Below are 15,146 nucleotides of genomic sequence, written 5' to 3'. Positions count from 1 at the left end.
TCCTGTTGGCAAGTGTCTTCCAGGATAGTCCGCTGCACCCTGCACCGCCACGTGATCGGCACTTCAGCGCCGGATCGGCCTGAAGCGGGTATCACGAGCATCAGCGCCCAGCTGAACTATTTCGGAAGGCTCACCCTGCTCGTTCAACCGTACCCGCCCGATACCAGCGTTGTTCCACAACCGCTCCCCGTGACGTGCGCCTTCGGGCCGCCAGGGAATGACTGCAATCCTGCGCCGCTTGGTCAGCCAGTTCAGGGGGGACCAGGGGGCATACAGCCACCGGTTGAGGCGATCAAACCAGGTCAGCAGCGTCTCCGGAAAGGTATTCTTGAGCCCGCTGCTGGTAATCTGCCACATGCGCGGGCTGTCCTGATGGCCCCGGCGCAGGCTCAGCGCGTAGACAAAGGAATAGTGAACGTCGCCTGAGAGAATGACGTAGCGCTGAGGCGTACGTCGGTGTCGCAGGATATTGAGCATGGTATGGGCGGCACCGCGGTGCGCCATCCAGTTCTCGGCGTCCACCATCAGTGGCTTGCCCGCCAGGGTGAACAGACGCTGGATGCCTTCGATCAGCTTGACACCGAAGATCGGGGCAGCGGATACGATGACTACGGAAGGCTGCTCCAGTACGTCCTGCTGAAACTCGCACAGCGCCTCCCAGTCCATCAGCCCGGAAGGCCGATGCAGACGCCGCTCACTCCGCCACCGGCGGGTACGGGTATCCAGCACCACCAGCTTCGGCGTGGTGTCGAGCGTATAGCCCCAGCCGGTGAAGCGCAGCAGATGATCAATCAGCCCATCGTGGGCGGCCGCATCCAGCATGCCTGTTTCGCTGGCCGTCGCCAGCCAGTGGCCCGCCTCATGAAGCGGTGCGTTCATTTTATCGGGGTCGTTGCCCCATCCCTGACACAGCAGATACGCCACCAGCGCATTGCCGACAATACGCCGTGAGAACGGGTGCGAATATACAGCCACTTCCCAGGCTGCTGTCAGGTTCCAGTCGTCGGTCACGTCATGGTCGTCAAAGATCATCAAGGACGGCAAGTGCGCCAGCACGCGCGCCACACGCGGCAGACCAGCGACAAACGCATCCACGACCCGGGCTTCATCGGTATATCGGTCCTGAAGCTCGGCCTCCAGTGACGGCGTGGCCACCTCGATGAGGGTCCAGGGCACCGGCGACCAGACCAGCAGATACATGGCCAGCATTTCCGCCACCGTCATCAGGTGATTTTCGGCATTGGCGGTGGTGAAGACCGGCTTGCGCTTGCCGCCGAAGAACTTGTCGCGCAGCGCCTCGTTCGAAGGCTGATCCGGCAGCAGATGGGCACGCCGGTAAAGCAGATCATCACGGCCGGCAAGCTCGCGCCCATGGCTTACAGCGGCCTCTTCCAGCGGCTCGTCATGAAGTCCGAGACGCACGACCAGGGCATGAATGGCCGAAAGCATTGGCCCGGCCACGTCATCGGCGTAAATCTGATCCCCGGTCATCAACAGGGCAGCCGGGCGCTCCAGCGCCTCGGCCTGGCCGGCCTCGACCCACTCATCGGCCCGCACCAGCCCATCGCCACAAGCCTGGTGCGGCTTTCGACAGGACCCGTGCAACACATCATCAAGCCGGGAGCGAAGCACCAGTGTGGGCAACGCCTCCCCCGGATAGCACAGGGTCGGCGTCATGCTGAACGGGCTTTGCCAGACGGCGTCAGGATCACGGTACTGAAGGTCGTAGCGCAACCGCACGTCCTGGGGCAACGGTGTCTCGAAGGGCACATCGATCAAATGAATGAACGCGTGGCGGCCTATCGGCAGGCACACCAGATGAGGCATAAGGTCATGGCAGGACATGGCCGGTTCGGCACCATCCAGCAGCAGTTGCAGGGTCAGCGGCCGGGATGCCACCAGCCACCACACCACGCGGTGAGGCTCGGCACGCCGCAGCAGCGGGCCGGCGAGAATATCGGGCAGGAAATCAGTCATGGGGGTGAAAGGCGGTCCTGGAATCAAGATAGGCCGGGCACGGCCCTGGTGGCCGCCAGCATACGTGAGCATCCGGCGCGCTGTCATGCCAGGTGCTCACGCATCGAGCCCCCCAGAGCCAGGGTGTCAGCGGGCCATGCGCAGGATGGGTTTCAGCGTCAGCCCCCGTTCACTGTCTTCGGCGGCCTGGTTGATATCCTCGAAATCATAGAACTTCACCAGCCGATCAAACGGGAACCGCCCCTGACGATGCAGCTCCACCAGTTGCGGAATAAAGTCCCGCGCCACACTGTCGCCTTCAACAATGCCACGAATGCTCTTGCCGCCAAGCAGAAGGTCGTTGACGTCAAAGGCTGCTTCATGGCCCAGCGGCGGAGCCCCCACCACGCCGAGCGTGCCGCGGCCGGCCAGCACATCAACGCCCTGCCTGAGCACCTCGGTTCGCCCGGTCGATTCCAGTGCATAATCAACCCCACCACCGCCAAGCTCGCGCACGCGCTCAACCACGTCTTCGTGGCTGGCATTGATGACATGAGTGGCGCCCAGCTCCATCGCCAGTGCCAGGCGCTCAGGCACCACGTCGATGGCAATGATCATGGCCGCCCCGGCCACGCGGGCCGCCATTACTGCCGACAGGCCAACGGCGCCGGCGCCCAGCGCGGCAAACCGGCTGCCCGGGCGTACCCCAAGGGTGTTGATTACCGCACCGGCACCGGTCTGGATACCGCAGCCCAGAGGCCCAAGCAGCTCAAGCGGGGCCTCTTTGGGTACTTTCACGGCACTGTCTTCCGTGCTGATGGCATAGGTCGCAAAGGAGGACTGGGCGAAGAAGTGATCATGAACTGCCTCGCCCTGGCGATCCGTAATGGCGCACTTTCCATCCGCATCACTGCCGCCGAAGTTACGACCGAAGAACTCCTTGCAGTACGACATGTGGCCGTGATCGCAGGGCGAACAGCCGCCACAGAAGCCATAACTCATGACCACATGATCTCCTACCGCCAGCCGGGTCACGTTCGGCCCGATGGCCTCGACCACCCCGGCGCCTTCATGCCCCAGCACCAGTGGCAGCGGCACCGGATACAGCTGGTCACGCACGATCAGGTCGGTATGACACATGCCGGTGGCGACCACGCGCACCAGCACCTCAGCGCCCTCAGGCTCACGGATGTTGACCTCTTCCAGCGTAAAGGGGGCACCCTTGCCGCGAACAACAGCGGCCGTGATGGCCCGGGATATCGTGGTATTCATGAAGGACACCTCTCGTGGTCTCATGCCATTTGACTATGCGATATAGCAAGTATCACCGGATCACATCAAAATGACATTACGACCTTGTGCCGAGAGGCACAGCAGCATCATCGGCGGGGAATATCGCACTTGCCGGACGTGCAACTGTCGCAGCGACGGCGTCCCGTCAGTACGCCGGAAATCGTATAGCGGTGACGCGCAAACCACAGGTACACCCGATCCGCCACCGGCCGCACGACCGGCCAGCGCAAGGGAGCCGTCAGCCATCCCCTGCCGACCAGTGACCAGGCACGGTGGGTAACATCCAGCCCCTTGATAACCTGCCCATGGTAATACCCCAGAAGAATACTGCTGGCTTCCTGCGGGTCGACCTGCGGCCAGCGCATCTCGAAATCATCCTTCTGGATATCCTCGCACTGGATCCGCCCCTGTTCATCGAGGCGGGTCAAATGGCCAATCTCGCGGACGCATAGAGGGCAGGCGCCGTCATAAAACAGAATCAGTTCGGCCATGATGTTCTCTCCATTATCGTTGCCGGCAGGCAATCTCCAAGGATAGATGATTCACACCGAATGCACCGCGACACGTCATCACATCCGGCGGCGGATTTCCTCCATGACGGAGGCCACCGCGGGTGACAGGCGCTGCCGACGCAGACTGACCAGCCCATAAGGCTGCACGCTCAACTTGTTGCGGGCATTGAGAATTCTGAAGCGCGCCGTGTCACACAGCAGGGCCGCCACCTTGTGGGTCGCTACGGTAATGAACTCGGAGCGATCCACCAGCGCAAGGGACGCCGGCAGATCCGACGTATCAACCACCCAGCGCGGGAAGTCCACGCCCCGATGACGAAACAGATCCTCTATGCGCTGACGCATCAGGGTACCCGGCGGCTGCAGCGTCCAGGGATAGTCTGCCAGGTCGGTCAGTTCCGGCGGATTGCGCTCCCCCATGGGGTGGCTGTCACTGCAGATAAAGCACAGGTCTTCTTCGCCAATTTCCTCGAAAACAAAGGCATCTCCCGGAAAACCAGCCGGAATACGAGCGATAATGAAATCGAAATGGCCATCCATCAAACCATTGACCAGCGCACGGCTGTCGGCCACATGGACGGTAATCTTGAGCCCCGGACGGTCCTTGTGTACCTGCTCGATGGTCTGCGGGACCAGCGTGACGGCCGGCTCCATGACCGCACCGATATTGACCACCCCCAGCAATCCGGCCGAAATGGCGTTGAATTCCTCTCCCGCATCACCGAGTTCATCCAGCACGGCCCGCGCACGACGAATCATCAGCTGGCCAAAGGGATTGGGCGTCAGTCCACGCCCATGGCGTTCGAACAGGGACTGGCCGAGACGCGTCTCGATTTCAGCCAGCAGCCGCGACGCCGCCGGCTGACTGATCCCCATCAATTCAGCGCTCTTGTGCAGATTGCCCTGCTCCCCGATGACCACGAACAGATACAGGTGGCGCAACTTTAGTCGCGCCCGAAAAAACCAGTCTGCCGTTAAAGCGCCCATGCCCTCGTCACCTTTATATGATTGATATCATTTTTGTTATCGGATTAAGCCGCATTCCGCATTATTCTGATATACCCCTTTGGGTTTACTGTCCCTCCAGACCCGGCCTTCCCGTCGGTAGTCACTGTTGACTGGTTTGGAGTGTGTCATGAATCCACAGGATGCCGCTCAGACGGCACTATCTACCCCACTACTGCTGTCGGTATGCGCCGTTGCCATCGCGGTCCTGCTGCTGCTGATCATCAGGATCAAATTGCATCCCTTCTTTGCGCTGGTTGTTGTCAGCATTGGCACCGCCCTGGCGACCGGGATCGAAATGACGAGCCTGATGAATACGCTGGTAGGCGGGTTCGGCAAGACCCTCGGCAATGTCGCCCTGCTGATCGGCTTCGGGGCCGTGCTGGGGCGCATCGTATCGATTTCCGGAGGGGCTCATGTGCTGTCCAGCACCCTGATCCGACTCTGTGGCCGTGAGCGCGCCCCGCTGGGCCTGTCCATTGCGGCACTGCTGTTCTGCTTCCCGATCTTTCTTGATGCCGCCTACGTGGTCATGTTGCCGATCATTTATGCGGTCGCGCGTGAACTGAAGGGATCGGTCCTGCTGTTCGGGCTACCGGTAGCCGGGGCAGGTCTGGTCATGCACGCCCTGATGCCGCCTCATCCCGGCCCGGTGGCAGCCGCTGTCTTTCTGAACGCCGATATTGGGCAGGTGCTGTTTGTCGGCCTGCTGGTCGGACTGCCCACCTGGTACATCATGGGCTATCGCCTGTCCGTGTTCCTTGCCCATCGCACCCCGTTTCAACCGGTACCCGACATGATGGGCAACACCGATGGTGACGATGCACCGCCCCCGGCCTTCGGCACGATTTTACTGGTCCTCATTCTGCCGCTGGTGCTGATCTTCATGAATACCGGCCTGGCGACCCTGGTGTCTTCCGGCACCCTGCCCGAAGGCAACCCGCTGCTCAATGCACTGATGCTGATCGGTCAGACCCCCATGGCCTTGTTGATCAGCACCTGCATCGCCATGTGGCTGCTGATTCTGCGCCGCCGTCCGAGGGAAGGCATGGATGCCATCAATGACATCGTGGAGCACGCTCTTGCCCCGGTGTGCTCGATCATTCTGATCACCGGCGCCGGTGGCATGTTCGGCGCCGTGCTGACCGCCAGCGGCATCGGCTCGGCGCTGGCCGGCAGCCTGGAAGACATGGGCATGTCGCTGATCGTGGCCGGGTATGTGATCGCATCGGTCATTCGCATTGCCCAGGGCTCGGCAACCGTTGCCGGCACCACCGCCGCCGGCATCATGGCCCCGGCCGTTCTGGCCTCACCGGAACTGGCAGGCATGCCGGCAGCCTGTATTACCACTGCCATCGTCGCCGGTGCCATTGGCTACTCCCACGTCAACGACTCCGGATTCTGGCTGGTCGGCCGGTTTCTGGGGGCTTCTACCCGCACCATGCTCACCACATGGAGCGTGATGTCGGTCGGCATTTCCCTGATGGCCTTCGGCCTTGCATGGCTGCTGTTCACCTTCGTCACCTGAATGATGCAGGGCGGCCATACGCAGCCGCCCCGTTCACTGATTGCGTTACATCTTATTTGACCGGGCCCGCCCGAGGAGAAACCAATGAGCCAGGATAACAAACCCCGCCTGCGCAGTGCCGAATGGTTCGGTACCGCTGACAAGAACGGCTTCATGTACCGCAGCTGGATGAAAAACCAGGGCCTGCCTGACCATGAGTTTCACGGCAAGCCGGTCATCGGTATCTGCAACACCTATTCCGAGCTGACCCCGTGCAACGCACACTTCCGCGAGCTGGCCGAGCACGTCAAGCGTGGCATCTGGGAAGCCGGCGGCCTGCCTGTCGAGTTTCCAGTCTTTTCCAATGGAGAATCCAATCTCCGCCCGACCGCCATGCTGACCCGCAACCTAGCCAGCATGGATGTCGAGGAAGCCATTCGCGGCAATCCGATTGATGGCGTGGTGCTGATGGCCGGATGTGACAAGACCACCCCTGCTCTACTGATGGGCGCTGCCAGCTGTGACGTTCCGGCGTTGGTGGTCTCCGGTGGCCCCATGCTCAACGGCAAGCACAAGGGCAAGGACATCGGCTCGGGCACTATCGTCTGGCAGCTGTCGGAGGAGGTGAAATCAGGGCGCATAAGCATGGATGAGTTCATGGCGGCAGAAGCCGGCATGTCCCGCTCCGCCGGGACCTGCAATACCATGGGGACCGCCTCCACCATGGCCTGCATGGCAGAATCCCTCGGTGTATCCCTGCCCCACAACGCCGCGATTCCGGCCGTGGATGCCCGTCGCCAGGTCATGGCGCACCTGTCCGGCAACCGTATTGTCGACATGGTCAATGAAGGGCTGTGCCTGTCGAAGGTACTGACCCGCGGTGCCTTTGAAAATGCCATTCGTACCAATGCCGCCATTGGCGGGTCCACCAATGCCGTGATCCACCTGAAGGCCATTGCCGGACGAATCGGGGTGCCGCTGGAGATGGATGACTGGACCCGTATCGGCCGGGACACACCCACTATCGTGGACCTGCAGCCGTCCGGTCGTTTTCTGATGGAAGAGTTCTACTATGCCGGCGGCCTGCCGGCCGTGCTGCGACGCCTGGGGGAGGCCAGCCTCCTGCCGCACCCGGATGCACTGACCGTCAATGGGCGAACCCTCTGGGAAAACGTCTGTGATGCGCCGCTTTATAACGAGGACGTCATTCGGCCGCTGGATAATCCGCTGGTGGCCGATGGCGGCATCTGCATTGTCCGCGGCAACCTCGCCCCCAACGGCGCAGTACTGAAACCCTCCGCCGCCACGGCAGAACTCATGACACACCGGGGACGTGCAGTGGTCTTTGAAAACCTTGAAGACTACAAGGCACGCATCAACGACCCGGATCTGGATGTCACCGCCGAGGATGTGCTGGTCCTGAAGCACTGTGGCCCACGCGGTTATCCGGGCATGGCCGAGGTAGGCAACATGGGCCTGCCCGCCAAGCTGCTGGCTGAAGGCGTGAAGGACATGGTGCGCATCTCGGATGCCCGCATGAGCGGCACCGCCTACGGCACCGTGGTGCTCCACGTCTCGCCCGAAGCCGGTGCCGGTGGGCCGCTGGCCGCCGTACGGAATGGCGACTGGATCGAACTGGACTGCAAGGCCGGCCGCTTGCATCTCGAGGTCAACGATGACGACATTGCCAGCCGTCTGGCCGACACCCAGCCCAGGGAAGCCTCACGTCTGCTGGCCAGCACGGGCGGCTATCGCGGCCTTTATATCAACCATGTTCTGCAGGCCGATGAAGGCTGCGACTTCGACTTCCTGCGCGGATGTCGCGGGTCCGACGTCCCCCGCCATTCTCACTGATCGGCACGCCATTTTCTGCCCTGCACGGCGCGCCCGGGCGCGCCCCTGTCGGAGACACCCCTTATGCGATTGATTCAGTTCTCAAGTGCCAACGGCCCCCGCGCTGCGATAGTCGAAGGTCATGCCACGGTCCGCCCGATTGAATTCGAGGGCGGCACGCTGGCCCTTGTTCAGATGGCGATCGACAGCGGTCAGCCCATCGATGCCGTCATCAGCGGGCTGGCAGGTGATCACACCCTGGACTACGACACTCTGATTGAAGGGGGCCAGCTTCTGAGCCCCATTACCCACCCTGATCCGGCCCACTGCTACGTCACCGGTACCGGACTGACGCATCTGGGCAGCGCCGATACCCGGGCCTCCATGCATGGCGCACTGGAAGAAAGCGAGCTGACCGATTCAATGAAAATGTTCAAGCTCGGGGTCGATCACGGTAAACCCGAGACAGGACAGGTCGGCGCACAGCCGGAATGGTTCTACAAGGGGGATGGCAGCATCGTGGTATCGCCGGAACAGGCCATCCCGACACCGACCTTCGGGCTCGACAGCGGTGAAGAGCCGGAGCTGGTCGGCATTTACGTCAACGACGAAAAGGGCCAGCCCTGGCGAATCGGCTACGCCATCGGCAACGAATTCTCGGATCACGTTACCGAGCGGCAGAACTACCTGTGGCTGGCCCACTCCAAGCTGCGTCACTGCAGTCTTGGCCCGGAGCTGTTCATTGGTGAGCTGCCGACACATCTGGAAGGCACCAGCCGTATCATTCGCGATGGCAGAACACTGTGGGAAAAGCCGTTTCTGACCGGCGAAGCCAACATGTCCCACAGCCTCGCCAACCTGGAATATCACCATTTCAAGTATGCCCTGTTCCGCCGCCCGGGTGACCTCCACCTACATTTCTTCGGTACCGCCACCCTGAGCTTTGCCGATCAGATCACGCCGTCTGCCGGCGACCGGTTTGAAATACACCTGCCGGCGCTGGGGCGGCCACTTCGCAACCCACTGACGCTGATGGATGACACCCCGCCTCAGCGTATCAAGGCGCTCGTCAGCACGACTTCCTCACTCGACACACTCGCAACAGGAGATACCTCCATGCATGTAGATGGCGTTCAGTTGATCGGCAAGGACCAGCAGCGCGGCAGCCAGTCCGCGATACAGGCCGTCAACCCGGCGACAGGCGACACACTGGAGCCCGAATGGGCCGGCAGTAGCCAGGACGATGTCAAGCGCGCCTGCCAGCTGGCCGACGAGGCCCTGGATACCTACCGGGAAACCTCGCTGGAAGCCCGAGCCTCGTTTCTGGAAACGATTGCAGAGGAAATCGAACGCCTGGGCGACGCATTGATCGAACGTGCCATGGCAGAATCCGGCCTTCCGGAAGCGCGCCTTACCGGTGAGCGAGGCCGTACCTGTAATCAGCTCCGGCTGTTTGCCCGTGTCGTCCGCGATGGCGAATGGCTGGATGTTCGCATTGACCCGGCGCAACCCGAGCGCACGCCCATGCCCCGTGTCGATCTGCGTCAACGCAGCATCGCACTGGGCCCGGTTGCCATCTTCGGCGCCAGCAACTTCCCACTGGCCTTCTCCGTCGCCGGAGGAGACACCGCTTCGGCTCTGGCGGCGGGCTGCCCGGTCATCGTCAAGGCGCACAATGCCCACCCGGGGACCTCCGAGCTGGTCGGCAAGGCCATTCAAAAGGCCGTGGCACGGTGCAATCTGCCGGAAGGTGTATTCTCGCTGCTTTATGATGCCGATACGGCCATCGGCAAGGCACTGGTCACTCACCCATCCATCAAGGCAGCAGGGTTTACCGGCTCTCGCAACGGTGGCATGACCCTGTGGCAGCTGGCACAGAACCGCCCGGAACCCATTCCCTTCTACGCCGAGATGAGCAGCATCAACCCGGTCTTCCTGCTGGGTAACGCCCTTGAGCAGCGCACGCAGGCCCTGGCAGAAGGGTTCGTCAATTCACTCAACATGGGGGCCGGTCAATTCTGTACCAGCCCAGGGCTGGTCATTGCACGGGAAGGCGAGGCGCTGAACCGCTTCATCGACGCCGCTGCCAGCGCGCTGAAGGCACTGCCCTCCCATACCATGCTGACCCCCGGCATTCATGATGCGTATGAACAGGGGGTGGCTCGCCTGGCGGCTCACTCGCAGGTACGTAGCGTAGCCCGGGCCGACAGCAATGATCAGCCCAATGCCTGCCGACCACAGCTGTTCTCGACCGATGCGCAGGCCGTGATCGCGGATAATACCCTGCAGGAAGAAGTCTTCGGAGCCTGCTCCCTGATTGTTGCCTGCAGCAGTGATGAAGAAGTGCGGGACGTGGCGCGCGCGCTGGAAGGCCAGCTGACCGTGACCCTGCACATGGATGAAGGTGACCAGCAGGCGGCCGGCCAGCTGTTGCCGATCCTGGAGCGTCGTGCCGGCCGATTGCTGGCCAATGGCTGGCCTACCGGCGTGGAAGTCAGTGATGCCATGGTCCACGGAGGGCCCTTCCCCTCTACCTCGGACAGCCGTACCACCTCGGTTGGCACCGGGGCCATTGAACGTTTTCTGCGCCCCGTATGCTACCAGGACATACCGGAGCCGCTTCAGCCTGAAGCGCTCAAGGCAGGTAATCCCCTGTCACTGAAGCGTCTGGTGGATGGGCAAAGAGAAGCCTGATCACCTCGCAGATCCAGCCAGGCCCTCCCCATCGGGAGGGCCTTTTTCTGCAACAGACGCGATACTTCAACTTACATTAAGCTCATCAAAAAACACACTTTGACGGCGTAGGAAGGTAGGAAAAAACAAAAAAATCACCCTGATGGCGGGGCAGACGCAGACTGAAAAACCCTATTAATGCGATTAATTTTTATTTAATGTTTTTTGTTATCTCAGGTTAAGTTTTCGGCAAAATATCCTGAAACAATGCTTTTATCTGGCACTTTATTATCAACCTAAAGAAAGCTAATCCTTTAGTACCAGCCCCTAGAGCCATCACCATCCATCTAAAATCACCCTCTTAAACCAAGCCACTCATCACTAACGCTTGTTTACATTTAAACGGCTGATATGTAAGCAATTCGGCACACTACCCTAACCAATCCCCCTATATCGTTTCCTTAAGTAACTAAAAGGTATTTATACATTTCTCGCTTTTGATGCCCAAAAGCGCGAAGTGCTTTACAGGGAACGACTATTATGCGCCGGCTTCTTCTCTCCTGTCTGACCGAGAAAATGCGTTATCGGGTGCTCTACCTGCTGAATCATAAACGGCGGTTGAGCTTTTCAACGCCCCGCAGCTTTACAGAAAAACTGTATTGCCGCATGTATCAGCCGCTGCCCGAGTTCTCACGGTTGGCGGACAAGTTTGCCGTTCGCAGTTATGTGCAGGAGAAACTGGGCGAGAGTGCTCTTATTCCCCTGTATAAAAGCACGCGTCATGTCACGCTCGATACCTTTGCCGATCTGCCGGAGTCCTTCGTAATGAAGTCCACTCATGGCGCCGGCCAGGTACGTATTATCCATGACAAGTCGAAGGAAGACCTGGCGAAGCTGGCTGAAGAGGCCAACGGCTGGATGGAAAAGGCCTATTCGCGCTATGAAAAGCATTATCAGCGCATTACGCCCCGCATCATCTTTGAAAAGCTGCTGCTGCGCAGCAACGGGCAGCCACCGGCCGATTACAAGATTCACATCTTCAATAATGGCAAGCGGCAGTTCGAGTTTATCCAGCTGATTGATGGCCGCTTTGCCAAAACGACCCAGGACCTGTTTCTGGCCGACTGGAGCCGCCCGCACTTCAGCCGCAATAACCGGATGCCCGGTAGTGATTTGCCGGAAATCGTCGACCGTCCGGCCGAACTCGATCGCATGATGGAGCAGGCCCGTGAGCTGGCCGCGCCCTTTGGCTACTGCCGCGTCGATTTCTACCTGTTTGAAGGGCGCGTTTATTTCGGCGAGCTGACCTTCACCCCGGGGGGCGGCAACCTGCGCTTTATCGACCCTTACTGGGACATGGTGCTGGGCAGCTACTTTGCATGGCCGGACGAGCCGGAAGATGGCACACCGCTGACGACCCGTTATCGTGTGGGGAAGCGCCTGAGGCAGTTGACCGGCACGTTTCAACAGCACACCAACTAAGGCGTCATCGTTGAAAGCAGCCCTGGCTGCCTGGTCCAGGCGGAAGTGCCGAAAAAAGACCCGCCAAAAAAAAGCCACCCAAAGGGTGGCTGATAAAGACCGTGACTAGCTTGATGAGGAGATGAGCCACAAAACGCCCTGATGCGTCGTGTGTCTCAGCGGTGACGTTGCCGTCATCGCCATCAAAAGATAACCATTCTCATTGAATGACGCAAGCAAAAGAGGACCAGATTAGTCCTCTTTATTGCAACCAAGTGTAATGCCCACCCATATTCCGCATCACTTTCCGCTTCTCGGCCCTCTCTCCTGTATTGAACCTACACCGGCTACCTCTGGATAACCTGCTCAATGCCGAGAAGGCGTAGCGGACACGGACCGCTGATGGCCAAAAAAAAGCCACCCGAAGGTGGCTGATAAAGACCGTGACTAGCTTGATGAGGAGATGAGCCACAAAACGCCCTGATGCGTCATGTGCCTCGGCAGTGACGTTGCCGCCACCGCTATCAAAAGATAACCATTCTCATTAACTGACGCAAGTAAAACAGGACCAGATCAGTCCTGTTTATTGAAATGAAATGTTACCGCATCAGAGGTATCCGACCGACCGCCGACGTAGAGATGGTATTCACCGTCATCAAGCCGCTGGTTACCCATCGCATCCTCATACCGCAACGAGGCCGCCTCGATTACGAAGCAGACTGTTTCTGCGCCGCCAGGCACAAGCGTTATACGCTTGAAATCGATCAGTTCACGTACCGGCCGGACCATGTCACCGGCGGGACCTCGCAGATAAAGCTGCACCACTTCCGTGGCCTCATGGGCACCAGTATTGGCGACCGTCACACTCACCACCAATGACTCTGAGGCCCGGATGCAGCGGGACGACAGGGCTCGATGCTGATAGATAATCTGTCCGTAGGTCAGACCATGTCCAAAGGGATAAAGCGGCGTATTGGGCATATCCAGGTATTTCGAGGTGTATTTTTCCTCCGGATCCAGGGGGCGGCCAGTGGAAAAGGCGTTGTAATGGATCGGAATCTGACCTTCATCACGCGGAAAGGTCATGGGCAGGCGTCCACTGGGGCCTGTATCCCCCATCAGGAGTCTCGCCAGCGCATGGCCTGCCTCGATGCCCGGCCACCAGGCATGAAGAATCGCACAGGGCAACTCATCCAGATCGCTCAGCACCAGCGGACGGCCACTGAACGTGATAACGGCACAGGGCGTGCCGGTGGCGATCACCGCACGGGCCAGCGCCATCTGGCGGCCCGGCAGGCCAATACGAGCACGACTGGCCGCCTCGCCGCTCATGCTGTTGTCTTCCCCCAGAGCCAAAACAACCACATCGCTGGTACGAGCCAGTGCCGCGGCTGCTTCGATGTCATCGGCGGAGGAGCCATCGCTCTCAAGTGGCACGCCGCAACAGTAGTCCAGAGTCACCTCCTCCCCCAACCGCTGTGCCAGACCATCATGCAACGAGACCGCGTCCTCTGCCTGGCCATTGCCATGCCACGGCCCGAGCATGGCCGCGGCATCCTGCGCCAGCGGGCCGATCACGGCCATCCGGCGTATATCGTTGGAAAAGGGCAGCACGCAAGGCTCGTTCCTGAGAAGAACGCAGGCCTTTTCAGCCAGCTCTCGGGCAGCCAGACGGTGGGCCGGGGCCAATAGCAGGGCCTGCTCCCGAGCAGGGTCGCTGTAACGGTAGGGATCATCCAGCAGGCCGAGAGCCGCCTTGACGCGCAGGATCCTGCGCACGGCCGTGTCTATCCGCTCAATAGAAACGGTGCCTGCCTCAACCAGCCCCGCAAGGTGCTCCAGAAAGATGCCATCCTGCATCGCCATGTCTACCCCGGCCAGCACGGCCTTTTGCCCTGCCTGACGCGTATCGGCGGCAACACCATGATGCACCAGCTCCATGATGGCGGTGTAATCGGTCACGACCAGCCCTTCGAACCCCCACTCCTGACGCAGAACCTGCTCAAGCAGCCAGCCGTTACAGGAGGCCGGTACGCCGTTGAGGCTGTTGAAGGCGGTCATGAGCGATGCACAGCCTTCATCGATGGCGGCCTGAAACGGTGGAAGGTACACCGAACGCAGCCGCCATTCGGACACGTCCACGGTGTTGTAATCCCGGCCGGCCTCCGCAGCGCCATACCCGGCAAAGTGCTTTACGCAGGCCGCGACGGTATCCACCTCGTCGGGTGCGCTCCCCTGCAGCCCGCGGACCTGCGCCCGCGCCACGCGACAGCCCAGCAGGGTATCCTCGCCGGCACCTTCCATCACCCGGCCCCAGCGCGGATCCCGAGTGATGTCGACCATCGGTGTAAAGGCCCAGTGCAGCCCGGCAGCACTGGCTTCCGCGGCGGCAATGCGGCTGGCGGCTTCGATCGCATCCATGTCAAAACTGGCCGCCTGCGCCAGCGGGATCGGGAAGATGGTGCGAAACCCGTGAATGACGTCATAACCAAACAACAACGGAATACCAAGGCGTGTATGTTCGACGGCCTGCTGTTGAAGCCTGCGAGTGAAGTCGGCATCGAAGGCATTGAATACCGACCCGACCCGGCCGGCCTTGATCTCCTCTTCGATATCCTCCTTGAGCGAAGGGCCGGTGGTATCTCTATCACTGGAAAACTGGGTCATCTGACCCACTTTTTCCTCGAGCGTCATGCAAGACAGCCACTGTTCGACCTCGCGGTCGATATGCTCGCGGTGCGCGGCGGACAAGTTCATGAAGGTGGATGCCATGACATGCTCCCTGGCCAGAACGGATGAAACAAGGGGCCAACCAGGACGCATCATCATCTCGCCCCTGCCTGTTGACCGGCATGATTCACCCTGGCTCACCAGCGCCGTTCAGGCCAGCGGCCTGACGAAGCAGG

At 60.5% G+C, this 15,146-nt stretch carries 9 protein-coding genes and 1 pseudogene; 5 read left to right on the top strand and 5 right to left on the bottom strand.

Features of this window, described 5'->3' with window-relative positions:
• Nucleotides 1-63 precede the first annotated feature (63 nt).
• The 4 genes from OQ287_RS08400 to OQ287_RS08385 form a co-directional block, all read right to left on the bottom strand.
• Entirely contained in the window at nucleotides 64-1,977 is a 1,914-nt protein-coding gene (locus OQ287_RS08400) for a metallophosphoesterase family protein (protein WP_265896152.1), read from the bottom strand.
• A gap of 126 nt (nucleotides 1,978-2,103) precedes the next feature.
• Complete coding sequence (locus tag OQ287_RS08395; protein ID WP_265896150.1) at nucleotides 2,104-3,228, bottom strand: NAD(P)-dependent alcohol dehydrogenase; 1,125 nt, start codon at nucleotides 3,226-3,228, stop codon at nucleotides 2,104-2,106.
• A gap of 107 nt (nucleotides 3,229-3,335) precedes the next feature.
• Nucleotides 3,336-3,740, bottom strand: a complete 405-nt coding sequence (locus OQ287_RS08390) for a thiol-disulfide oxidoreductase DCC family protein (protein ID WP_265896149.1) — start codon at nucleotides 3,738-3,740, stop codon at nucleotides 3,336-3,338.
• Nucleotides 3,741-3,818: 78 nt separating this feature from the next.
• Nucleotides 3,819-4,748, bottom strand: coding sequence for a LysR family transcriptional regulator (locus OQ287_RS08385; protein WP_250935206.1), 930 nt, complete (start codon nucleotides 4,746-4,748; stop codon nucleotides 3,819-3,821).
• Nucleotides 4,749-4,896: 148 nt separating this feature from the next.
• On the opposite strand from OQ287_RS08385, the gene OQ287_RS08380 reads away from it, so the two are divergent.
• From OQ287_RS08380 to OQ287_RS08360, 5 genes and pseudogenes are all read left to right on the top strand, one after another.
• Nucleotides 4,897-6,294, top strand: coding sequence for a GntP family permease (locus tag OQ287_RS08380; RefSeq protein ID WP_265896148.1), 1,398 nt, complete (start codon nucleotides 4,897-4,899; stop codon nucleotides 6,292-6,294).
• 84 nt (nucleotides 6,295-6,378) lie between these two features.
• Nucleotides 6,379-8,127 carry an IlvD/Edd family dehydratase gene (locus OQ287_RS08375; RefSeq protein ID WP_265896147.1) on the top strand — a complete coding sequence of 583 codons (1,749 nt, stop codon included), beginning with the start codon at nucleotides 6,379-6,381 and terminating at the stop codon, nucleotides 8,125-8,127.
• A 63-nt stretch (nucleotides 8,128-8,190) separates the two neighbouring features.
• Nucleotides 8,191-9,156, top strand: a pseudogene (araD1, locus tag OQ287_RS08370) (AraD1 family protein); the annotation flags it as partial.
• Between the two features lie 66 nt (nucleotides 9,157-9,222).
• Nucleotides 9,223-10,800 carry an aldehyde dehydrogenase (NADP(+)) gene (locus OQ287_RS08365; protein ID WP_265896342.1) on the top strand — a complete coding sequence of 526 codons (1,578 nt, stop codon included), beginning with the start codon at nucleotides 9,223-9,225 and terminating at the stop codon, nucleotides 10,798-10,800.
• Between the two features lie 519 nt (nucleotides 10,801-11,319).
• Nucleotides 11,320-12,261 carry an ATP-grasp fold amidoligase family protein gene (locus OQ287_RS08360; RefSeq protein WP_250935202.1) on the top strand — a complete coding sequence of 314 codons (942 nt, stop codon included), beginning with the start codon at nucleotides 11,320-11,322 and terminating at the stop codon, nucleotides 12,259-12,261.
• Nucleotides 12,262-12,813: 552 nt separating this feature from the next.
• Here OQ287_RS08360 and bglX read toward each other — a convergent pair.
• Nucleotides 12,814-15,063 carry a beta-glucosidase BglX gene (gene bglX / locus OQ287_RS08355; protein ID WP_265896341.1) on the bottom strand — a complete coding sequence of 750 codons (2,250 nt, stop codon included), beginning with the start codon at nucleotides 15,061-15,063 and terminating at the stop codon, nucleotides 12,814-12,816.
• Between the last annotated feature and the right edge of the window lie 83 nt (nucleotides 15,064-15,146).

It is taken from the genome of Larsenimonas rhizosphaerae, assembly GCF_026240105.1.
GTDB classification, from domain to species: domain Bacteria; phylum Pseudomonadota; class Gammaproteobacteria; order Pseudomonadales; family Halomonadaceae; genus Larsenimonas; species Larsenimonas rhizosphaerae.
This window is presented reverse-complemented; position numbering and strand designations above follow the sequence as displayed.

Excerpts from the sequence above, each read along its gene's own strand:
- OQ287_RS08400 (WP_265896152.1), bottom strand. The coding sequence starts at position 1,977 with ATGACTGATTTCCTGCCCGATATTCTCGCCGGCCCGCTGCTGCGGCGT.
- OQ287_RS08395 (WP_265896150.1), bottom strand. The coding sequence starts at position 3,228 with ATGAATACCACGATATCCCGGGCCATCACGGCCGCTGTTGTTCGCGGC.
- OQ287_RS08390 (WP_265896149.1), bottom strand. The coding sequence starts at position 3,740 with ATGGCCGAACTGATTCTGTTTTATGACGGCGCCTGCCCTCTATGCGTC.
- OQ287_RS08385 (WP_250935206.1), bottom strand. The coding sequence starts at position 4,748 with ATGGGCGCTTTAACGGCAGACTGGTTTTTTCGGGCGCGACTAAAGTTG.
- OQ287_RS08380 (WP_265896148.1), top strand. The coding sequence starts at position 4,897 with ATGAATCCACAGGATGCCGCTCAGACGGCACTATCTACCCCACTACTG.
- OQ287_RS08375 (WP_265896147.1), top strand. The coding sequence starts at position 6,379 with ATGAGCCAGGATAACAAACCCCGCCTGCGCAGTGCCGAATGGTTCGGT.
- OQ287_RS08365 (WP_265896342.1), top strand. The coding sequence starts at position 9,223 with ATGCATGTAGATGGCGTTCAGTTGATCGGCAAGGACCAGCAGCGCGGC.
- OQ287_RS08360 (WP_250935202.1), top strand. The coding sequence starts at position 11,320 with ATGCGCCGGCTTCTTCTCTCCTGTCTGACCGAGAAAATGCGTTATCGG.
- bglX (WP_265896341.1), bottom strand. The coding sequence starts at position 15,063 with ATGCGTCCTGGTTGGCCCCTTGTTTCATCCGTTCTGGCCAGGGAGCAT.